Source organism: Chitinophagales bacterium (assembly GCA_017303415.1).
Taxonomy (GTDB): domain Bacteria; phylum Bacteroidota; class Bacteroidia; order Chitinophagales; family Chitinophagaceae; genus SpSt-398.
Genome location: JAFLBJ010000001.1, coordinates 2,307,524 through 2,330,619 on the forward strand (window position 1 = coordinate 2,307,524; position 23,096 = coordinate 2,330,619).

Sequence of the window (23,096 nt, forward strand, 5' to 3'; positions counted from 1 at the left end):
AAAACCTTAAAAAAATGGGGTATCAGATCCGAAATAGGTCTATACAAGGTAGGAAATTAAAACGGTTCGGTCAAGCTAATACCCAACCCGGCTTCCACGGGGAGTGTATACGAACCATTTTGGTAGGAAAGCCCTGTGGCCAGGTCTTCCGCCAGAAGTAAAGGTCCATCCATATCGAGGAAATCGACCAGCGGAGCCAGATGGGCCATGGCAGCAGAACCGATGCTGCTTTCATTCATACAACCGATCATAATCTTCAGACCTTGTTCGCGGGCCTGGGTGATCATGCGGCGGGCTGGCGTAATGCCGCTGCACTTGGTCAGTTTGATATTGATGCCATGAAAATGACCAGTACATTTTTTTACATCTTCTTCGCCCACACAACTTTCATCGGCGATCAGTGGCAAAGGCGACCAGGCGTATAATTTTTTCATGCCCTCCCAATCGTCCTTGTGCAGAGGTTGTTCCACCAGTTCAACTCCAAGATCTTTGAGTTTGGGGATCCGGTCCATGGCCTGATCCAGGGTCCAACCCGAATTGGCATCAACCCGAAGTATCGAATCGCTATGGCGGCGCAGGGCTTCCACCATCTCCAGATCATTGTCTGTTCCTACTTTCACTTTGTAGATGGGCCAGGGTTTTTCTTCCATTTTGGCCACCATATTCTCTACGGTATCGATGCCGATGGTATAGTCGGTCAACGGTTGATTGGATGTATCGATCTGCCAGAGTTGATGGAGGGGTTTTCCTTTCCATTTGCCAAAAAGGTCCCAGGCGGCAATATCCAGTGCACAAACGAGAAATGGATTTTGCGGAAGGAGATGATGCAGGTAATGCCAATATCTTTCCGGATCGGTAAAGGCAAATTTTTCAACAAATATCTTTTTCCTTTCCAGGTCTTCGATCATTTTCTCCACCGGGATATTGTAGTAGGTAATGGCCGGGGCCTCGCCATATCCACGTACACCAAAATGCTCCAATTCCACTATGAGAGTGGGTTGATGCGTTTTTGTTCCCCTCGAAATGGTAAAGGGGTACCGGAAAGGGAGATCATATCGTTTGTAGCGTACTTTCAATTATGCGTTGTTCCTTCCTGAATGATGTATATAATCGGCCAGTTCGCGGTTAAAGTCTTTTTCTTTGATCAAATCCTCAAGGGTCAGATGCATGCGGTAACGCCAGTAATGTTTAGGGTTGGCCGGAATATTGATCCTTTCCTCATGTGGGTTCTCTCTTCTTATCAATTCATTCATGCCCAGGATATCCTGTAATTGGAAGATACTCCACATGGCGGGTGAATATAAGTGTTGTAATACAATGGCTCGGTTGATCCAGGCTTCGCAGTAATAAGGGGCGTCTCCACCCTGCCCCAGCTCCTGATTGAAGAATCGTTGGATCCGGGTCTTATCTTCTTCCCACCAACCCCGAATGGTACTCATGTCATGGGTGGAAGGGGTCACAACGGATAGATAAGGTGCAGAGGCCGGGTTAAAGAAATCTGTCTTGGAATCTTTGGGCATTCGTTGTATCTCGAGACTCAGGATTCCCAATTGCTTCATCACATCGGGTACACAGGAAGGCACCATACCCAGGTCTTCTCCGCAGATCAGCATATTGGTGGCACGCTTCAAATAAGGAAGCTTGTGCATCGCTTCTGTTTTCCAAAACTCATCCTGCCGTTCGAAGAAATAATTGACATAAAGATCCTTGAGCTTCTGTTGTGTCCCGGCTTCCAGGTACCGGAAGGAAATGGTCCTGTCCATCGCGATCCGGAAATGATAGTTTTCCGGCCGGTCAGGGTCTTCAAACAACAATACATTGGAGATGAGGTCAAACAACACAAACTTGATCCGGCGATTGGATTCGGTTTGTTCAAGCCCGGCAAAGTGGGCCTCCACTTTTTTCTGTGTATCGAATTCGGGACGGAGGGCATAGCTTCCCCATCCATTACCTGATAAATAATTTGATTTTACTTCTTCAAAAAGATCACCGGCGAGTTCACCCAGCACATCATCTGTGATAAACGGTTTAGTATATCGCTGCTGATCAAACCAGATCCCTCGTTCTCCAAATTCCTGAATGGAAACCGGGATCGCAGGTACAAAATGACCCATGATTCCCTCACGCGCATGTTCAGGAATGGCCCAGATGCGAAAGAAACCAAGAATATGATCGATACGGAAGGCGTCGAAATAATTGCTCATTTGCTCAAAGCGCTTTCGCCACCAATCAAAGTGGCCTTCCTGCATCTTTTTCCAATTGTATGTGGGAAAACCCCAGTTCTGTCCCTTGATGGCAAAATCATCTGGAGGAGCTCCGGCCTGGTTGTTCATTTCATAGAGCTCAGGAGCCATCCAGGCATCACAACCATAACGATAGATACCAATGGGGATATCTCCTTTAACGATGATGCCGTGTTTATGCGCATAGGCGGTGGCCTCTTTTAGCTGGCAATGCAGGTGGTATTGAATAAAGTATTGGAGACGGATGGTTTCCCGGGCAGCAGATCCTGCCTGGTCCAGTTTCCTGATCTCTTCCGGGTCATAAGTGGAGTGTGTTTCCCATTCATCAAAATGAGCCGTTCCATATTTATCGCGCAGAAAACAAAAAGCAGCGTATGGTACAAGCCAATGCGCATTGGCCGAATAGAATTCCTTATAGTCTTCATCCTTAAAGATCCGGTCACCATCCTCTTCGTACAGTTCTTTCAGAATACCCAATTTGAATTTCATCACGGTTTCATAATCGACCCCATCGAATTCATTCAATTGTTTTTGCTTTTTTCGGAGCAACTTGATCTTCTCTTCCTGTTTTTTGCCGGCTACGGTTTCCAGGTTAATAAATAAAGGATGCAGGGCAAAAGCGGAAATAGCCGCGTAGGGATAGGAATCCTCCCAGGTATGCGTGGCGGTAGTGTCATTAACGGGCAGGATCTGCACCAGTTTCATCCCTACCTGACGGGCCCAGTCAACCAATAATTGGATATCGGTAAATTCCCCCACACCAAAGCTCTTTTTACTGCGCAGACTGAATACGGGTATGGCCACCCCCGCCCCTTTCCAGGTATCATTGGGAAGGTGAATAAATCCGTCGTGGATATAGGTCAGGCGCTCTGTTCCGGCCGTTGTATGCAGGATGCGGTTATCCCCGGTTTCATACCGCACAAACTTCTCCTCCTTCGTATTGTAAACGCCATATTTGTAGGCAATAGGAAAGGTTTCCGCATTCAGGTCAAGCCTGGCTACCTGCCAGTGACCATCCCGGCCCATGAGGATGGGGTTTTCTGTGTCCCAGTCCCTCAACTTCTCCCCACTTCCCACCAAACAGACCACTTCGTCCTTTTGAACCAAGGGGGCTTTGACGCGAAAAACATGGGAAAAGACCTTATCCTGTCCACTCCCGGATTTTTTGCCCTGTTTTTTAAGCAAAACCTCAGTGAAAGGCGCGGTAAAAAAGCAGTTTTCATACTCCCCGGCATGATTCCAGGTATCCACCAGCACGATCTCCCCTATCCCCTTTTTAGGGATATCGATCACCCGGTCAGTACCCCATTCGGGAATGATCTCTCCGTCTTCCCTTTTTAATATGTATTTGTAATGGTAGGTCCCCGAGCCGGGTTCCGCTATCTCAAGCGTAGCAGTCCAGAATTCATCATTTAAGTAGGTCATGGCAATGGCCTCCGAATCCAGGTCGGTTTCAGGAGAAATGCCATTGTCACTGATCCATAGCGTTTGCCCAAACGATGTATGAAATCGCAGGTAAAACTGTATTTTCATGCCAGTTGGTTGGTAGTAAGGGGGGCAAATTTCGAGGAAGCAAGCAATCTATCCAACTCCATCTGTCCCGTTGAACAAAACTTTTATCTGTGTACTTAGTACACATTGTAAAATAACGAAAAAAGTTTCTGAAAATCCCTGATGAGCCAGGATTTTTGAGAAAAATATGTTTTCAGGGCTTGTTTTGGGATTAAAGGATTTAGGGGATTGATTATTGGGGTTTTATTTTCAATTTTCAAATTGGCAAATAGCCTATATATTTGCGCAAACTTTTTACCGCATGGAAAGAAAATCCACCCTCCTACCCTGGCTTGGTTTTTTTGTATCAACCGCAGCGCTTGTTTTTGCGATCTATAGCCATTGGGAATGGTTGACCCTGATTCTTCCTTTTGTGACTACTTTTTTTGTAAAGGCCATGCGTATCATGTAAGCAACCAAAATCGCTATATAGGAAAGGGGAGCCCGGATAACGGACTCCCCTTTTTCTTTGTTTCATAAGTTAAGGTCAGTTTCCTTTCTTGCCCCTTATTTTGTAGTTGGTGGAACGGCTTGATTTCTGCATGTACTTGACAGAATCGGCACTCATGGTTTCCACTTCCTTTAGCTGATTGGAATAGGATTCATTGACCGATTTCATTTTCTGGATCTCCACGGATTTACTGGCATAACCACTATTTACGATCAGGAATTCCTCGTTATCTTTTACCAGCTTTCTGGCCTGGTCATAGTTTCCTTTATCTGCTTCCAGCATGGCGATCTCCATTTTTTCGTTGGTTACAAAAAGTACGATCTGCTGCATGACCGGTTCATTGAAATAGGTCAGGTACAGTTCGCGGTCGTTGGAGGGGTTTAGTCTGTTCCGGTTTTCCATGGTCATTCTTTCCCGGGTGCTGACATCGTCATAAGAAAGCCGGCAGGTGAAATCCAGGGCTACATTGGCATAATCGTCGATGCTAAAGCGCATCAGGAAACCGCGGGTTTCTTCAGAAAAGAGATCCCGAAGTTGAATGACCAGTTCCTGGTTCACCTGTTCATATTTAAAGGCAAATGCTTTGTCCACTTTTATACCACGGGGTAAACGGATACGCAGTTCTGCATTTTGGGCCGCTACGCTCATCAGGCCATTTAACTCTTTTTCAAAGATCCCGGCCATGTTTTCGGGGTTATCAATGAAGTAATAGTTGCCGGAACCTGCTTCAGCCATATCGGTCATCAGCAGTTCATTGTAATCCAACCCTACCCCAAATGTGGAAACGGTAATACCGTCTCTGTCTTTGAATTCCTGCACTTTGCGGCGGATCTCGTACATAGATGTAAGTCCTACATTGGCCAGCCCATCACTGATCAGCAAGACCCGATTTACATAATTTTTCTTGTAGGTTTCTTTGACCTGGTGGTAACCCATTTCGGTCCCTCCCCACAAATTGGTGGAGCCGCCCGTTTCGATCCGGTTAATCTTGGTGAGAATGGATTCTTTATCGAGTACACGGGTAGAGGATTGGAGTAATTTGACATTGTCATCGTACACCACAATGCTTACAAAGTCATCTTCCGACAATTTATGGATGATATCACGGGCTGCTTTTTTGGCGTAGGCCAGTTTATCTCCACTCATTGATCCGCTGCGATCGATCACAATGGAGAGGTTGAGCGGTGTCTTTGCCCCATTTTCATTGATGAATTTATCCAGTTTGGTTTCGAGGTAGAGGTATCCTGTTCGCTTGATGGTATCGATCTGATAATAATCATTATGCAGACCGGAACTAAAGTGGATCACTCCTTTTTGGGAGGTTATGATCTTCCCTTTATGGTCTTTAGCGATACCCAGGTCGGGTATGGTGGTATCTGCGGCGGAAGGGGGGAAATTTCGACCAATGGTCTTTTGTTTCTGCCGTATACTTCCAAAGCCAACGATAAAGCTGCCCAGCAGGACCAGCCCTGTAGAAAGGAAAAGGGATCTTTGCGTCATGGTTGATAGGTTTTTATACCGGATGCAACCACACCCCTCTTTGCATATCGCTTCCCCTGAATTTTTTTAACCAGAGAAGTGCTTTAACGCTTTACTAACAAAAACGTCCCGCTGTTGGCGGGACGTTTGTCTTAAAATTAGTTCAGGTTCCATTTGCGGATCATCGCGCTGGCCGAACGGGCTTTGCGGTGACGATTCCACATTTCTGCGGCCGTGAAACTTCTTTTTTTGTGGTTTACGTTGGCTTCAATTTCATTCGCCAATGTTTCCTTTACTTCTTGTGCCAGTTGTTGTTTGGTTTCTTCGTTCAACTGCACAGTTGATTGCATGACAATGCTCTTCATAAAAACTCCTTTTTTTGATCTGTCGTTAATTAATCGTCTGAGCGAAACGGAAGTAAAAAAACCAGGGGCAAGCTGTGTAGGACTGGTTTAGGTTACGGTTCTGCGTTCTTCTTGAAGTTGATATCTAACTTGCTCAGCTTATTGCGCTGCAAATATACGACACCTGGGTTGTTTTTGCAAATGATGAGGCAATGAAAATGTTAAGAACCTGTAAAAATGGGTTAAAAAATAAAAGCCAACAGCTATAAGCTATTGGCTTTTAAGATTTAATCACGTGTGTTTTATTTTACTTCTTCAAATTCGGCGTCTGTTACATTTTCACCGGCGGTATTTCCGCCTGCCTGTTGTTGTTCTCCTCCGGCATTGGCACCAGGTTGTGCGCCTGCCTGCTGCGCTTTGTAAAGTTCTTCGCTGGCGGCAGTCCAGGCGGTGTTCAATTCATTGGTGGCAGTTTCAATTGCACCAAGATCTTGCGCCTTATGGGCATCGCGGAGTTTAGCGGCGGCGGTTTCAATGGCGCCTTTCTTATCTGCAGGGATCTTATCGCCGTATTCTTTGAGTTGTTTTTCGGTAGAGAATACCAGGGCATCAGCGGCATTCAGTTTTTCCACCCTTTCTTTTTCGGCTTTGTCTGTGGCTTCATTGGCTCTTGCTTCGGCTTTCATCTTCTCGATCTCTTCTTTGGTCAAACCACTACCTGCTTCGATGCGGATCTTTTGTTCTTTGCCGGTTCCTTTGTCTTTTGCAGTTACATGCAGAATACCATTGGCATCAATATCAAAGATCACTTCGATCTGCGGAACTCCTCTTGGAGCCGGTGGGATGCCATCGAGATTGAATATACCCAGGCTTTTATTGTCTTTGGCCATACCTCTTTCTCCTTGAATCACGTGGATCTGTACGCCTGGTTGGTTATCTGAGGCGGTAGAGAATACTTCTGATTTTTTAGTCGGGATGGTGGTGTTGGATGGAATGAGCGGGGTCATTACTCCACCCAGTGTTTCGATACCCAGGCTCAGCGGGGTGACATCGAGCAATAACACATCTTTTACCTCACCTGTTAAAACGGCACCTTGAATAGCGGCCCCTACGGCTACCACTTCATCGGGGTTAACCCCTCTGTTGGGTTTCTTGCCAAAGAATTTTTCAACGATCTCCTGCACCTTGGGGATACGGGTGGAACCACCAACCAGAATAACTTCGTCGATCTGGGAGGCATTCAATCCGGCATCTTTCAGGGCTGCTTCGCAGGGTTTCAGGCAACGTTCAAATAAATTATCCGCTAACTGTTCGAATTTGCTGCGACTCAGTTTTTTGACGAGGTGTTTAGGTACTCCGTCGATGGCGGTGATATAGGGCAGGTTGATCTCTGTTTCCGAAGAGGAACTGAGTTCAACTTTTGCTTTTTCTGATGCTTCTTTCAGGCGCTGGAGGGCCATGGGGTCTTTGCGCAGGTCGACTGCTTCTTCTTTTTTGAATTCATCGGCCAGCCAGTCCATGACTACTTTGTCAAAATCGTCACCTCCCAGGTGGGTATCACCGTTGGTGGATTTTACCTCAAATACTCCGTCGCCCAATTCTAGTACGGAAATATCAAAAGTACCTCCTCCCAGGTCGAACACGGCCACATAATGGTCTTTTCCGCCTTTATCCAGGCCATAGGCCAGGGCGGCAGCTGTAGGCTCGTTTACAATACGGCGCACATTCAGACCGGCGATCTCACCCGCCTCTTTGGTGGCCTGGCGCTGGGCATCATTAAAGTAAGCCGGAACCGTGATAACGGCTTCGGTCACTTCCTGGCCCAGGTAGTCTTCAGCGGTTTTCTTCATTTTTTGAAGCACCATGGCGCTGATTTCCTGTGGCGTGTACAATCTGCCATCTATGTCAATACGAACGGTATTATTGTCACCTTTTGCCACTTTATAGCTCCAATGGCTGATCTCCTCTGTCACCTCATCAAAGCGGCGACCCATGAAGCGTTTAACGCTCATGATGGTGTTTTGGGGGTTGGTGATAGCCTGGCGTTTGGCCGGGTCACCCACTTTACGCTCCCCATTCTTCAGGAAGGCCACGACGGAGGGAGTGGTACGGCGTCCTTCTTCATTGGCGATCACTACCGGCTCATTGCCTTCCATAACGGCAACGCAACTGTTTGTTGTTCCCAGGTCTATTCCAATAATCTTTCCCATATAGTTCTTCTTTTATGATTCAATTTAACTTCTCAATGATAGTGCCACGGGCCGGGAAGGTGAAAAAATGTCATATCTTCATTACCCAATCGACGGATATGGAATGGTTATGGATCATCCTTGGCATCTTACTGATTCTTACGGGTATAGCCGGTAGCCTGCTCCCCCTTCTTCCCGGACCACCCATTGCATTTGCGGGGCTTTTGGTCCAGCAATTCCGCGATCCTGACCCTTTTTCCACCCGATTTTTGGTGATATGGGCTGTGGTGGTGGTTATCACCCTGGTACTGGATTATGTGATCCCGATCTGGGGAACCAAAAAATTTGGCGGCAGTTCATATGGGGTCTGGGGCTGCACCCTCGGGTTTTTGGCCGCATTCTGGATTGGACCCTGGGGAGTTATCATTGGACCTTTTGCCGGGGCCTTTATCGGGGAAATGATCGCTAAAAATGACTCCAAGCATGCTCTCAGGGCAGCCTGGGGTTCATTTGTTGGGTTCCTGTTTGGTTCCCTTTTGAAATTGGTGGCCTGTTTTGTGATGTTGTACTATTTGCTGGTTAGCTTGTAGAAAGAGCTTTTAGTGATTGGCTAATAGTTCTTCATAATTTATAATCAATAATCAATAATTTTTCAGTGAACCCGATACGCACCCTACTCTTACTTCTTTCCTTGTTCATACTGGCCACTACCCATGCGCAAAAGATTATTCCGGATAAACCGCTTTTGTCGCAAACGGATTTCAAATTGGATTCCTTACCCTACTCCGAGATCAATTTACCCATTCAGATCGACCTGAAACCCATTTACCTGATGGCCGAAAAGAATGTGGATACCCTCTTTTCCTCCCCCAACTGGCCGGATGGCTGGGTGGAAAGTGGTTGTGATACCCGATATAAATACCAGTTTCGGCGGGGGCCCCTTCGGTTAAAAGGGAGCAGCAACCAGCTTGACCTTGATTTTACAGGATACTATAAAATTATTGGGTCTACACGTCTTTGTGTTGGTGGGGCGGTTCTTTCACCCTGGACCAGTCCCTGTAGATGTGGATTTGCCGAAGGTGACCGTCGGGTGGAAGTAGGCTTTACAAGTAAATTGGCCATCCAGTCCAATTATAAATTACTTAATTCAGTGATCCGGAAGGAACCTGTAGCCGTGGATAAATGCACGGTTTGTTTTTGGGGTCAGGATATCACCGACCAGGTCATGAAGGGAATGGCGAGTGAACTTGATCTTTCCAAGAAAGCCATCACCGATTCATTTGGAGTGGTTGACCTTAAACCACAGGTACAGCAGTTTTGGAACCAGCTATCAGCCTCCTATAACCTGAACGGATTAGGGTGGTTAAAAATGAACCCCCAATCCCTGCGGCTGAACCGGTTTGTGATCCGTAATGATTCGTTGAACCTGGCGCTTGGATTGGTTGCCCGGCCGGTTATCTCTTTTGAAAAACCGGAAGACCTGCCTACCCTGGTACCCAACCTTTCTGCAGCTTCAGTAAAAGGCGGATTTAATATCTTCCTGGATGCGGTGCTAAATTATGACTCCCTTAGTCAGTTGCTCAATCAACAGATGATCGGGAAGACCTTTGATCTCAATAAAGGGTTGATCAAAAAAAAGATCACCATTAAAGAGTCCAGGATCTATGGAATCGGAAATGAAAAGGTCATCATCAAGGTTACTTTTAGTGGATCCAACTCAGGAACCGTGTATTTAACCGGTAAGCCATTTTTTGATTCGGCCAGTCGTAAACTCGCCATCAGCGAGGTGGATTTTGACATCAAGACGCGGGCATTCTTACTCAAAAGCGCGGAATGGTTGTTTAGTAAAAAGATCATTCAATCCATTGAAGAGAATTCACGGTTTGACCTGGGTAGCTATATCGATTCGGCTATGGCAATGGCTAATCAGCAGATCAACCGTGAATGGGTAAAGGGTATTTCCAGTTATGGGCAATTGGACAGACTGACGATGGTAGGAATCTATCCGTTGTCCGATAAATTGGTGATCCGCAGTAACCTGGGTGGACAACTGGCCGTGAAAGTAGGGACTATTGAGTTTTAGCCTCGACCTTATTGACCCGAAACGTAAAGAATCGTTGTATCACATAGCTGGTCAGAATCACTACTATGGTGGTGATGACCTGGGAAAGCATGACAAAGATGTGTAGCTTTTCCACCAGGAATTTCAACATAATATAGTTCAGGGTAAGGGTAAAAAGGAAAGAAAAAAGATATCTGAACAATTGGCTTCTGCCCCGAACATTGGAGTCGCTAAAGACCACATATTTCATCAGAAAAAAACCAACGGGAAAACTGACACAGAAAGAAAAGAAAAGAGCAGCCGTATAGGCGGTAAAAGCATAAAAACCCAGATCGAGCATTTGCTCACGTAGAATGAATTTGAAGAAGACATAATACACTAACAAACCAAGTACAGTATTCCCTCCCCCACAGGCGGCATATCGAAAGGTTTGAATATCCATCCATCTCCTAAAAGGCGGATAAAAAAAATCGATCACGGGGATCAATAGTTCACGAGCGGAATGGATGTGCCGGTGCATTGGGCAAAAATAATCAAGAATTAAGAATTAAGGAAGAAACGAAGGATTTTGGTCGTAAGACGTGAGTCGTGAACCGTGAGACGTTGGCCAAAACTCACGTCTCACGATTCACGACTCTCGTCTCATGCCTCACTATTCACTTAAAAACATTGCTTATTTTCGCAAAAAAACTGGCTTTCATGGCTTTAGTTCATCAAATAAGAAAAATTTGTGCCGCGACGATTGGGGATCTGTATGGTATACAGGTAAAGGAATCCGAGGTTGCTATCAATGAAACCAAGCCAGAATTTGACGGGGATTATACCCTGGTATTATTTGGATTTGTCAAATCACTGAAAAAATCTCCTGAGCAATTAGGTAATGAAATAGGCCAGGCATTGCTGGAAAAGAATAGTGAATTGTTTTCCTCCTTTCAATTAATTAAAGGATTCTTGAACCTGTCCGTAAGAGACAATTTCTGGATACAGTCTCTTGAGTCAAACTATGGGGTGGCAGATTTTGGCAGCAAGTCCTCCCTGGGCCGCCGGATCATGGTGGAATATTCTTCGCCCAATACCAACAAGCCCTTACATCTTGGCCATCTGCGAAATAATTTCCTGGGTTGGAGCATTGCTGAGATCTATAAGGCCACTGGGTTTACCACTTTTAAAACCTGTATTTCCAATGACCGGGGTATTCATATTTGCAAGAGCATGGTGGCCTGGCAATTGTTTGCCAATGGGGCTACCCCTGCCAGTACCGGCACCAAAGGAGATCATTTTGTAGGTGATTATTATGTCCGTTTTGGACATGAACACAAGCAACAAGTTGCCGAACTGATCGAAAAAGGGTTGACCAAAGAAGAAGCAGAAAAGCAGGCGCCGATCATGCAGGCCGCTCAGCAAATGCTGGTGGATTGGGAAGCAGGAAAACCCGATGTAGTTGCGCTATGGAAAGAAATGAACAGTTGGGTATATTGGGGATTTGATGTGACCTATAAACGGATTGGTTCAGATTTTGACAAAACCTATTTTGAAAGTGACACCTATCTGCTGGGAAAGAAAGCAGTGGAAGACGGACTCGCCAAAGGTGTATTTTATAAAAAAGAAGACGGCAGTGTCTGGATCGACCTGACTGCCGACGGGTTGGATGAAAAAGTGGTTCAGCGCCGGGATGGAACTGCGGTTTATATCACCCAGGATATTGGGTTGGCGGAACAGAAGCAGGCCGAGTTTGATTGTGAGCAAAGTATCTATGTGGTGGGTGACGAACAGAATTACCATTTTAAAGTCCTGAAACTTATTTGTGAAAAATTGGGAATACCTGGAGCGGCCGGTATCTACCATTTAAGTTATGGTATGGTAGAACTTCCGTCGGGCCGGATGAAGACACGCGAAGGCACCGTAGTGGATGCGGATGATATTGTTGATGAAATGGTAAAGGTGGCCAGGGCCAAAACAGAGGAGTTGGGCAAGGTGAAGGATTTTACACCCGAGGAGTTGGACTCTTTGCATGAAATGATCGGTCTGGGGGCGCTTAAATTTTTTATACTCCGTGTTGACCCGAAGAAGCGAATGATCTTTAACCCGGAAGAATCCATCGATTTTCATGGGTTTACCGGGCCTTTTGTACAATACACCCATGCCCGGATACGATCCATGTTGCGCAAAGCACCCATAAATAAAAGCGTTCCAACGGGTGAAGGTGAACTTTTCAAATTAGAGCGTGAATTAATCCGCAAACTGGAGCAATATCCGGTGATCCTGGATCAGGCTGCCCTGGAACATAACCCTTCCCTATTGGCTATTTATGCGTTTGAAGTGGCCAAACAATTCAATACATTTTACACCGAACATTCCGTATTGAATGCAGAGACGGATGAGAAAAAGCAATTGCGTTTGAAAATTTGTGCGTTGACGGCAGAGGTGATCAAGAATTCAATGGGGCTGTTGGGGATTGGCGTGCCGGAAAGGATGTAATTATTTTAATGGCATTTACATACCCATCATTTGTTTCTTCTGCTTCAGATTCGCCAGTGAAGGATCCATTTCGATGGCTTTATCGCATAGCATAGTTCCCTTGTCCTTTTCTCCTTTCTTTTGATAACACATTCCGATCATGTAAAGGGCGGAAGCGTTCTTTTTATCGTATTCCAACATTTTATCCCAGTACTCCATGGCCAGGTCAAATTTGCCGGCATAGTAATAGGATTCAGCTACGAGGTTGAGAATATTGAGGTCGCTGGGTCTTTTCTTTAGTAGTTCATTGAAGATCTTCAACCCTTCATCCAGATTGCCTGTATTGAGATAGGCGATACCCAGATTGTAGTGGTAGTCGTTTGATTTTTTATACCCCTTCTCTCCTGCCTGTAGCAGATATACCAGGGCATTCTTGTTATCGCCCAAAGCATAGTGGATCATCCCCAATTCATAGATCCATTCCGGGCGCGAAGGGGTCAATTCAATGGCTTTGATATAATGCGGGATTGCGTATTTATAATTGAACATATCGGCATAGCTTCTGCCGATGAGATAGGGAATCTCTCCGTTCCCGGGTTCTTCCTTCTGTGCTTGTTCCAGGTAGCGAATCCCATCGCCATAGTTTTCCTGGTTGTAATAGGTTTTACCCAACATATAACTCACTTTGGCAGTTGCGTCTTTCTCTTTTAATAGCTGGGCATAGCGGATGACATCGTCATGATGTTTCAGGTTGTAGGAGATCTGAAGTAAAAGTTGGTAATGGGTGGCTGAGTTCTCCCCCATTTTTTCCAGTTTCTGCATCATTTCCTTGGCCTGGGCATATTTTCGAAGGTCAAATAAAATGGAGGCTAATTCAGAAACGATCTGTTTATTGTTGGAGTCGTAATGATAGGCTTTGTCGAGGTGTTTCCACACTTCCAGTTTACGCCCTGCCTTTTTTTCAGCTAAACCTTTTTCCAGAAAGAATTGAGCACTATCGGATTGTGCCAAAAGGGACCCCGAGAGGAGGAGTAATAGAAATATCTGGTAGTAGCGGTTCATAGGAAAATTGTTTTGGTCGATTCAGCCGGGTATTAAATGTAAACCATCCGTCCGAAAAGTCCTAATCTCAGACGGTAGAATCGTCTAAAAATTGTGCTGGAAGGGCGAAAATTATGGGAATAGTGGGATTCCCTTAGTAATTAGTAATCAATAATTAACCATTCTACTTTAACACGATCCCTGCCAGAGGGGGAAGGTGTAGGGTGAGTTTGTAAACCATGTTCTCCTCGTCGACCAGTTCGGAGCGGATCTCGGGGTTAAACGTATCCCCTGTTCCCCAGTATTTCCGGTCGTCGCTGTTGAAGATTTCGGTGGTATAGGTATGTCCGTGGACATAAATTTCCCAATCCCGGCGAACCACGGGGGTCATATTCAAAATAACAAGTACATCATCGGTCTTCTTTTTGCCTTTTCGGCGATAGGCTATAACCGATTCGGCCCGGCGATTCAGGTCAACCCATTCAAAACCATACATGGTGAACTGGTTCTTGTAAAGGGCGGGCTCTCCCCGAAGGAGTTTATTCAGGTCGGCCACACAATCTTTCATGCGTTTGTGGCAGTCGTGTTCCAATAGGCCCCAATCCAATTCGGATTTATAATTCCATTCAGAGGTTTGCCCGAATTCACAACCCATGAACAGCAGTTTTCCACCTGGATGCGTCCACATATAGGTGTATAGCAGCCGAAGGTTTGCAAATTTCTGCCATTCATCGCCCGGCATTTTATAGATCATGGGGCTTTTGCCATGGACCACTTCATCATGGCTATAGGGAAGCATGAAGTTCTCATCATAATAGTACATCATGCTAAACGAGAATTTATCCTGGTGAAATTGCCTGAACATGGGATCGATCTTGAAATAATCCAATGAGTCGTGCATCCAGCCCATCATCCATTTCATTCCAAAACCCAATCCGTCTTCAAAGGTGGGCCTGGAAACACCAGGCCAATCGGTGGCTTCTTCGGCAATGGTTTGGACATCCGGAAAATCCCGGAAGATGGTTTCGTTCAGGTCTTTGATAAATGCGATAGCTTCCAGGTTCCCATCACCACCATATTCATTCGGTTCCCATTGGCCATGTTTTCGGGAATAGTTTAGTTTGAGCATGGAACTGACGGCATCCACCCGGATACCATCAATATGAAAAAGATCAAACCAATACCGGGCACTGCTGATGAGAAAGGATTTTACCTCTCCCCTTTTGTAGTTGAAGATATAGCTGTTCCAGTCCGGATGAAATCCTTTGCGCATATCGGCATATTCATAGGTATGGGTACCATCAAACATGAATAGCCCGTGTGCATCATAAGGAAAATGGGAAGGTACCCAGTCAAGGATCACACCTATCCCCGCTTCATGACAGGCGTCAATCATACGCATAAATCCCTGGGGGTCGCCAAAACGGGAAGTGGCAGCAAAGAATCCGGTGCATTGGTATCCCCAGCTTCCATCAAAGGGATGCTCCATTACGGGCATGAATTCTACATGGGTGAATCCCATTTCCTGTAAATAAGGCACCAATCTTTCCGTGATCTGTTCATATGTGTTATATACCTCCTCATTGTTTTTATCCGGCCGCATCCAACTGGCCAGGTGCATTTCGTACACACTCCAGGGTGCTTCGAGGGAATTGTGCTTTTTTCTTTTTTTCATCCATTCCTTATCCGCCCAGTCATACGATGTGTCCCAGGTGATCGAGGCTGTATTCGGCCGTTTCTCCCAGAAACGGGCAAAGGGATCGCCTTTATCTGTTTCAATCCCTTTAAATCCGACGATATGGTATTTGTACACCTCTCCCAGGTTAAATCCTGGAATAAAACCTTCCCATACTCCACTTTTGTCCCAACGGGGATTGAGTTCATATTCATGATTTTTCCAATCATTGAAATTTCCTTTCACAGAAACCGAGGTGGCATTTGGGGCCCAGACACAGAAATACATCCCCCATTGGTCGTTTACCTGGATGGAATGGGAGCCAAATTTTTCATATAACCGATAATGGGTGCCTTGCTGGAAATTTCGGATATCGTCTTCAGTTAGGAGGGAGTAATTCCAAACTGGTTTTGATGTGTCCACATATTCCACTTCTTCATAGCGTTTGGATTTTGCTGTTTTCTTTTTGGAGGAAGCCATGTATGTGGTTTTAGCAGAAATGGAAGAATGGTAGTTGAAATCCCGGAATAAACCCGGTTTAACGTAAAATTAAGGATTAGTGGTTTTGAATCCGTATGGAATTAATGGAATTTAGCATCTTCGAATTTTTCGCAAAACCACCCGTAAAGCAATTGCATGAGATACCGTCTGCCGGCCTTCTGTATAGGCCTCCTTTTTTCCTTTTCTGCCTTCTCTCAAAAATCACAGTTATCCGGAGTCATTTTGGACAGTTTTGAAAAGAAAAACCTGGGTGATGCCGTCGTTTCCCTTGTCAACAAGAAGGATTCCACGCTTTACCGGTTTGTACGAACCAAAACCGATGGTTCTTTTTCCTTTCAAAGTTTGGATACAGGTAATTTCTACCTATATATTCATTATCCGAAATATGTTGATCATGTGGAGGATATCCGTCTTGGAGCTGGCGAAATGCTCAATTTAGGGTCCATTCCCGTCATTCCAGCCAGTAAATTACTTGAGGAGGTGATCGTGAAGCAAAACCGGGCGATCCGAATGCGTGGGGACACCATTGAATACACGGCTGACAGTTTCAAGGTTAGAGACGGGGCATCGGTAAAAGACCTTCTCCGGGTGATGCCGGGACTACAGGTAGATAATAAAGGCCAGGTAACGGCTCAGGGTCAGAAAGTAGAGAAAGTGCTGGTGGATGGGGAAGAATTCTTTGGGGATGACCCGGCTGTGGTAATAGAGAACCTGCGGGCCGATGCCATTGATAAGGTTCAATCCTTTGATAAAAAAAGTGAGCAGGCGGAATTTACAGGTGTCGATGACGGAAGTCGGTCAAAAACACTTAACCTGGTGCTGAAAGAAGATAAGAAAAAGGGCTATTTCGGCAAGGTGGTTATTGGGGGTGGAACCGAGGAACGATATTCTGAAGAGGCCATGCTGAACTTTTTTAAGGGGAAAAAGAAATTTTCCGTGTATGGAATCGCTTCCAATACGGGTAAGACCGGTTTGGGCTGGCAGGACAGGAACAAGTTTGGCGAAGGAGATGATTTTGGCGATGCGACCGTGGAAATGGGTGCCGGTTTCATCATGATCAGCAGTGACGGGGATGATGATTTTGGGGATTGGTCAAATCGGTATTATGATGAAGGGATTCCCCGTACATTCAAAGCAGGAGCACACTATTCGAACAAGTGGCTGAAAGACCAGCAGAATATGAACCTGAACTATACAATTCGGGATATTAAGAACGAGGCCATTGGAAATTCGCTGACAAAATACATTCTACCTGATTCCGCCTATTATTCCCGCGAAAACCACAAAAGTGGTTCTCAGGAAACCAGGCAACTCGCCAGTGGGTTATATGATATCAAGATCGATTCTTTGGCTTCCATTCGGTTCAAGCTGAATGCCAAAAAGGAAAGAAAAACAGGGGCTACCCTTTCAAATACATTATCACAGGATGAAGACCTGAACCTGGTCAATGATAACAAAATTGATAACTCATCCGAGTCGACCAACGAAGCCTACCTGGCCAGTTTACTATGGAGGCAGAAGTTTACCAAAAAAGGGAGGACACTTTCCCTTTCGCTTTCACATAAGTACAATGAAGGAAATTCGACCGGGTTCCTTTTTTCCACAACGGATTTTTATAGTGGCTCTGCCAATCCCTATCTCCGTGATACCGTGGACCAGTTCAAATCGAATTTTTCCAAAACCCTTACCACCAATTCCAAATTGGTGTACACCGAACCTGCCGGAAAGAAAGCACTGGTTGAATTCAACTACGCGTTTAGCCGTATCGGCAGTGATGCCGACCGCCGGAGTTTTGATAAAGTAAACGGGAAATATACTGGGCTCAATCAGGAATTCAGCAATAAATACAGCCTGAATTATCATTCCAACAGCGCCGGGTTCAAGTATCAGTATAACGGGAAGAAACTCGTAGCGAATATTGGAACCAATTTGGGTCTGGCCCGATATGAGCAATTTGATTCTTTGGGAAAAAAGGTAAATGACCTGAAATATACCAACCTCTTCCCTACCAGCCGGATAACCTATAAGATGGCGGCCCAGCGCAGCCTGAACCTGACCTACTCTGGTTCTCCTCAACCACCCAGTTTGGACCAGGTCAACCCCATTCGTGAGAATACCAATTCCTTGTTCATTCAGGAAGGGAACCCCGATCTGGAACAGGCCTTCCGGCATAGTGTGTCTCTGTTCTTTAGTGATTTTAAGCTGTTGACCGGTAGAAATATCTGGATCAATGGTTCCTTTAGTTCTACCAATAATGCCATTGTTAGCAGTCAGGTTACGGTCAACGGTGTTACCACACAGAAGTACATTAACACCAATGGCAATTTTGATTATTATTTTTACAGCTCCTATGGTTTCAAATTGAAGAAGACAGAATTGAACCTGGGTGTTAACCTGCAAACAAATGGGGGCCGGTTTGTGAATTTTGTGAATGGTATTTCAAATACCAGTAATAACAATACAACCGGGCTGTCTTTTAGTGTTTATACATATAAGGAAGACAAATATGATTTCAATGCCAATGTGGGATATAATTTAAATACATCCCAGTCAAGCATTAATCCAAACAAACTCAGCTTCTGGAGTCAGGACCATAATGCAAGTGTCAACGTTTATATTACGAAAAGACTGAGGATCGGCTCTGATGTGAATTTCTATCTCCGTGAAAAAACGGATGCTTTTGACGGGAATAATAACTTCACTGTTTGGGGAGCCACTTTGAATTATCAGGTATTTAAGAAGAAGAACGGCGAGTTCCGACTGGAAATGAATGATATCCTGAATCAGCGTCGTGGTTTTGAGAGGGAGTTCACCCTGAACCGAGTATATGAAAGGAACTTCAATCAATTGGGACGATATGGCATGCTGAGCTTTGTATGGAATTTTACTAAACAACCTGGAACAACAAAATAATATGAGAACAAGGATCCTCCTCATTCTATTTCTGGCTTTCTCCCTGGAGGGAATGGCACAGACCAATTTTATCCGCAAGGCCAAGATCGAGTTTGAACGAAAAACAAATACACATCGTTTGTATTTCTCAGGGGAAACCGATTCCTGGGCTGATGAGTTCAAGAAATTAATACCTCAATTCCGGACAGATTATTTTGATCTCCTGATCGATGAGGGCAAGTCCATCTATCGCCCCGGTCGTGAAGTGGAACAAAAGAATTCGGGATTCTTTGAAAGTCCTGCCATTACCAATACCGTTTACACCGATCTGTCCAAAGGAGCTTCCACCAGCCAGAAACAGGTATTTGAAACACTTTTTCTCCTTCAGGACTCCTTAAAAAAATACACCTGGAAACTGGAGCCTGAAACGAGGACCATTGCAGGCTATGAATGTCGTAAAGCGATCACCCGTATCTGTGATTCGGTGGTAGTGGTAGCTTTTTACTCAGATGAGATCGTTCCTTCTGCCGGACCTGAATCCTTTAATGGGTTACCGGGTGCCATCCTGGGTCTGGCTGTTCCCCGGCTGTACACCACCTGGTTTGCCACGAAAGTGGAAGTGTTATCCGATAAGGATGAGAAATCAATTCTTCCTCCCAGTAAGGGAAAGAAAGCCGATGATAAGGTCATGGTCGCGACGGTTGATGCGGCCATTAAAAACTGGGGCGATAAGTACCATGACCGGTCGATCTGGTTCATTACCTTATAGGATATAGCTATTAGCTAATAGCTATAAGCTTATTTAAGTAATTCAAATACGACACCTTCTTTCGCCGGAATGGAATACCCTTCCAGGTTAAGTATCTCGCCTGTTTGAATATTTCTCATTTTGGTAAAACCTTTCACGCGCTCCTGATAGATACTCCAATCAGGTGTGTAGGCACTATTGCCTGTATTGGTAAGCACCATTACGGTTTGTTTCTCGTCATATCTGAAGTAAACATAGGTGGCATTCCGGACCACATATTGCATGGTCTTTCCGGAGGTGATAGCCGAGGAATTTTTTCGGAAATGAAGAAGTTTGCTCACATAATTGAAAGAGGTATTCTCCATATCTGTCCTACCTGCGCTGGTAAACTTATTTTTTGGATCATTGGCCCAACCACCCGGGAAATCATATCGCACTTCCGCATCGGTCGGGTTCTTAAAATTCTTCATCAGGATCTCCGTGCCATAATACAATTGCGGGATTCCACGCATAGTGAGTAACCAGTTGAGCCCCCATTTCATTTTATTCCAATCCTCCCCTATTACGGAATATATCCTGTCCATGTCATGGTTATCGAGAAAGATGCAATTGTTCATGGGGTTTTTATACACGATATCCTGCGACAGGGTCATATAGAGCCTGTTTACGCCTTCCGTCCAGCCAAAGGGCTGGTTCATGCCTGCATGCATGGCAAAACAAAGAGAGAAGTCGATGGCGCCAGGGGCATTGTGTTTGAATTCAGTATTGATCTTATTTTGGACGAAGTAGGCATTGGCAACTACGGTATTGGCCCAGGCTTCCACAAAGGTGGTCAGTTTGGGAAATTCTTTGGCAAGGGCCGCATTCAGTTTATTGACAAAAGGTTCTTCACAATACTTGTAGGTATCGATCCGGAATCCGTCAAACCCGAATTCTTCGGTCAGCCAAATGGCATTTTGGATCAGGTAATTGGCTACATAGGGATTGTCCAGGTTCACATCGGGTAAATGAGGGGTAAACCAGCCTTTCGCCATATTATTTTTGTCAAATGCAGAGCCATAAGGATCAAACATGGATTCTTCGCGGTGATTAGGGCCTGTAAAACTTGGCCAGCGATTGATCCAATTTTCTTCCGGAGCGTCTTTATTCATCCAATGCCAAAGTCCTACGTGGTTGTAGATCGCATCCTGTATGATCTTCAGCCCTTTCGCATGTGCAGCGTTTACCAGGGCCTTGTATTCTTCATTGGTGCCAAAACGTGGATCGATCCTGTAGTGGTCGGTGAACCAATAGCCATGGTATCCGGCCATATCATTATTGCCTTCATGTTCTTTAGGCATATCATTTTCCAGTACCGGGGTGAACCAAAGAGCGGTGATCCCGAGATCGTTAAAATAATCCAGATGGTCCTGAACCCCTTTGATATCTCCGCCGTGACGTGCGTATTTATTGTTCCTGTCACTGCCATTGTCTCTCAGGTTTGGAAACGCATCGTTGGACGGATCGCCATTGGCAAAGCGGTCGGGCATGAGCAAATAGGAAACATCTTTGGATGTGACTCCCATAACCCTTGTCTTTCCATTTTGGGTACTCCGTGCTTTCAATTCATAATTGATTATAGTTTTCCCCGGGGTAATGCCAAAGAATTCAAATCGGAATTTCTGCGGCCTGGCGGTTTTTGAAATTTCCAGGTCAACGGCGAGGTACTTTGCGTTTGTGAAATGGTGAACCTTTATAACTTTTACATCCGCCGAAGTGGATCGAAATACAAGTTTATTCTTCGGGATTTCTTTTTCTGCTTTTATAAGCACCTGCAGTTTATTGTTTTGCATCCCTGCCCACCAATGCGAAGGATAAATGGTTTGGGAAAACAAAGTGCCAGTTAACAGCAACAGGAAAAGAAAACATAATTTTTTCATACAATTACTATTTGTCTTTGATACGAAGCGTAAGCAGTCCACCCAGGATCATGGAACATCCACCCACCACAATGGTCATGATGGCATTTCCGTCAAAGAGGTGCCTTGTCAAAAATCCAAGTAAGGTGGCAGCAAGAATCTGGGGTATGACGATAAAGAAGTTGAATATGCCCATGTAGACGCCCATCTTTTTAGCAGGAAGGGCTTTTGTCAACATAGAATAAGGCATGGCAAGAATACTGCACCAGGCGAGGCCAATACCGGCCATACTGATGATCAGCAATTGCTCATCCTTGAAGAAATAATAGGAAATCAACCCTAGTCCTCCGCCCACCAGGGCAATAAGGTGTGTTACAGGACGCGAAAACTTCTTCGCCATCACAGGAAGGAGAAAAGCGAACAGGGCAGCAAATCCATTATAGCAGGCAAAAAGTACACCCACCCAATTACTGATCTTATTGTAATCCGCCGATGTTGTATCCGTGGTATTATAGAGATGCTGCGCCAATGCCGGAGAGGAATAGATCCACATGGAAAAGAGCGCAAACCACGAAAAGAACTGAACAACAGCCAGTTTTTGCATAGTGGGCGGAAGAAAGTTCAGGTCATCCATCACTTCGACAAAACCATTTTCTTTTTTCGCTCTGGCAAAGAAGGAAGCGACAATTTGTAAAATTCCAAAGACCAGAATACCTCCGGTCAGTACATAGAGTTCTTTTTCCAGGTTTTCGGAGGGGCGGGAATTATAGAAATATAAACCACCTGTAAGCAAGGCTCCGATAAAACTCCAAATGATTCCTTTCTGCAGAAAACGATCAGCCGGTGTTTTGATCTGAACATGGTTGTCTTCCTCTTTAATATCTCCAAAGGCCTTCATTTCCTCCGGCGAGTACTCGCGGGTGGTAAATACAGTATAGGCGATCGCTGCAAGAAATACAACGGCTCCAATGATAAATGAGATCTTTACTGAATCCGGGATCATTCCGGCAGCGGCTTCGTTCTGCACGCCAAAGGCCGTTAAGACGTAAGGCAAAATAGAGGAAACCACGGCACCAATCCCAATGAAGAAACTTTGCATGGCAAAACCAGTGGTCCGTTGTGAATCAGGAAGCATATCTCCCACAAAGGCCCGAAAGGGTTCCATGGATACATTAATGGACGCATCCAATAACCACAACATCACCGCAGCCATCCAAAGTGCACTTACATTGGGGAAAATAAAAAGGGCAAGGGATGCACAAATGGCGCCGGCCATAAAGAAGGGGCGTCTCCTACCCCATTTGCCTAACCAGGTTTTATCACTAAAATGGCCAATGATCGGTTGAATGATCAATCCCGTCAACGGTGCCGCGATCCACAAAATGGGGATCTCCTCGATCTTGGCTCCCAGAGTCTGAAAGATCCGGCTGACATTGGCATTTTGTAAACCAAAGGCAAACTGGATCCCAAAGAACCCCACACTCATGTTGATGATTTGCCCAAGACTTAGCCTGGGTTTGACGGAAGGAAGAAGCGACATGGCAATCGTTATTTAAATAAAGGTA

16 protein-coding genes are annotated in these 23,096 nt (G+C 45.3%); 6 read left to right on the top strand and 10 right to left on the bottom strand.

All coding sequences use genetic code 11. The features are described 5' to 3' along the window. Positions 1–56 precede the first annotated feature (56 nt). The gene (locus J0M30_09955) at positions 57–1,076 is read right to left on the bottom strand and encodes a dipeptide epimerase (GenBank protein ID MBN8667814.1); all 1,020 of its coding nucleotides are present in this window, start codon (positions 1,074–1,076) and stop codon (positions 57–59) included. Further along, positions 1,077–3,776 carry a 4-alpha-glucanotransferase gene (locus tag J0M30_09960; protein ID MBN8667815.1) on the bottom strand — a complete coding sequence of 900 codons (2,700 nt, stop codon included), beginning with the start codon at positions 3,774–3,776 and terminating at the stop codon, positions 1,077–1,079. It lies immediately after the preceding gene. 280 nt (positions 3,777–4,056) lie between these two features. On the opposite strand from J0M30_09960, the gene J0M30_09965 reads away from it, so the two are divergent. Beyond that, complete coding sequence (locus tag J0M30_09965; GenBank protein MBN8667816.1) at positions 4,057–4,206, top strand: hypothetical protein; 150 nt, start codon at positions 4,057–4,059, stop codon at positions 4,204–4,206. A gap of 75 nt (positions 4,207–4,281) precedes the next feature. Here J0M30_09965 and J0M30_09970 read toward each other — a convergent pair whose 3' ends face one another. The 3 genes from J0M30_09970 to dnaK form a co-directional block, all read right to left on the bottom strand. Beyond that, the gene (locus J0M30_09970; GenBank protein ID MBN8667817.1) at positions 4,282–5,745 is read right to left on the bottom strand and encodes a VWA domain-containing protein; all 1,464 of its coding nucleotides are present in this window, start codon (positions 5,743–5,745) and stop codon (positions 4,282–4,284) included. A 137-nt stretch (positions 5,746–5,882) separates the two neighbouring features. Then, a complete protein-coding gene (locus J0M30_09975) occupies positions 5,883–6,089 on the bottom strand; it encodes a hypothetical protein (protein ID MBN8667818.1) in 207 nt (68 codons plus the stop codon). 281 nt (positions 6,090–6,370) lie between these two features. Beyond that, on the bottom strand, positions 6,371–8,278 hold the full coding sequence (dnaK, locus tag J0M30_09980; protein ID MBN8667819.1) for a molecular chaperone DnaK: 1,908 nt from the start codon (positions 8,276–8,278) through the stop codon (positions 6,371–6,373). A gap of 98 nt (positions 8,279–8,376) precedes the next feature. On the opposite strand from dnaK, the gene J0M30_09985 reads away from it, so the two are divergent. Further along, positions 8,377–8,847, top strand: coding sequence for a DUF456 domain-containing protein (locus tag J0M30_09985; GenBank protein MBN8667820.1), 471 nt, complete (start codon positions 8,377–8,379; stop codon positions 8,845–8,847). Between the two features lie 65 nt (positions 8,848–8,912). Next, a complete protein-coding gene (locus J0M30_09990) occupies positions 8,913–10,340 on the top strand; it encodes a DUF4403 family protein (protein ID MBN8667821.1) in 1,428 nt (475 codons plus the stop codon). Here J0M30_09990 and J0M30_09995 read toward each other — a convergent pair. After that, a complete protein-coding gene (locus J0M30_09995; protein MBN8667822.1) occupies positions 10,327–10,839 on the bottom strand; it encodes a GtrA family protein in 513 nt (170 codons plus the stop codon). The two genes, J0M30_09990 and J0M30_09995, sit on opposite strands and share 14 nt — an antisense overlap. Positions 10,840–11,018: 179 nt before the next feature. Here J0M30_09995 and J0M30_10000 point away from each other — a divergent pair, with 179 nt between their 5' ends. Beyond that, positions 11,019–12,797, top strand: a complete 1,779-nt coding sequence (locus tag J0M30_10000; protein ID MBN8667823.1) for an arginine--tRNA ligase — start codon at positions 11,019–11,021, stop codon at positions 12,795–12,797. 15 nt (positions 12,798–12,812) lie between these two features. On the opposite strand, the gene J0M30_10005 is transcribed toward J0M30_10000, so the two are convergent. After that, complete coding sequence (locus J0M30_10005; GenBank protein MBN8667824.1) at positions 12,813–13,838, bottom strand: tetratricopeptide repeat protein; 1,026 nt, start codon at positions 13,836–13,838, stop codon at positions 12,813–12,815. Positions 13,839–14,001: 163 nt separating this feature from the next. Continuing rightward, on the bottom strand, positions 14,002–15,972 hold the full coding sequence (gene glgB, locus J0M30_10010; protein MBN8667825.1) for a 1,4-alpha-glucan branching protein GlgB: 1,971 nt from the start codon (positions 15,970–15,972) through the stop codon (positions 14,002–14,004). Positions 15,973–16,128: 156 nt separating this feature from the next. Here glgB and J0M30_10015 point away from each other — a divergent pair, with 156 nt between their 5' ends. Then, on the top strand, positions 16,129–18,906 hold the full coding sequence (locus J0M30_10015) for an outer membrane beta-barrel protein (protein ID MBN8667826.1): 2,778 nt from the start codon (positions 16,129–16,131) through the stop codon (positions 18,904–18,906). A 1-nt stretch (position 18,907) separates the two neighbouring features. Beyond that, positions 18,908–19,654: a GLPGLI family protein gene (locus J0M30_10020; protein MBN8667827.1), complete on the top strand. Its 747-nt coding sequence runs from the start codon at positions 18,908–18,910 to the stop codon at positions 19,652–19,654. Positions 19,655–19,683: 29 nt separating this feature from the next. Here the strand turns inward: J0M30_10020 and J0M30_10025 are convergent, their stop codons facing one another. Both J0M30_10025 and J0M30_10030 read right to left on the bottom strand, forming a co-directional pair. Beyond that, the gene (locus tag J0M30_10025; GenBank protein ID MBN8667828.1) at positions 19,684–21,552 is read right to left on the bottom strand and encodes a cyclomaltodextrinase N-terminal domain-containing protein; all 1,869 of its coding nucleotides are present in this window, start codon (positions 21,550–21,552) and stop codon (positions 19,684–19,686) included. Between the two features lie 7 nt (positions 21,553–21,559). Beyond that, positions 21,560–23,071, bottom strand: coding sequence for an MFS transporter (locus J0M30_10030; protein ID MBN8667829.1), 1,512 nt, complete (start codon positions 23,069–23,071; stop codon positions 21,560–21,562). Between the last annotated feature and the right edge of the window lie 25 nt (positions 23,072–23,096).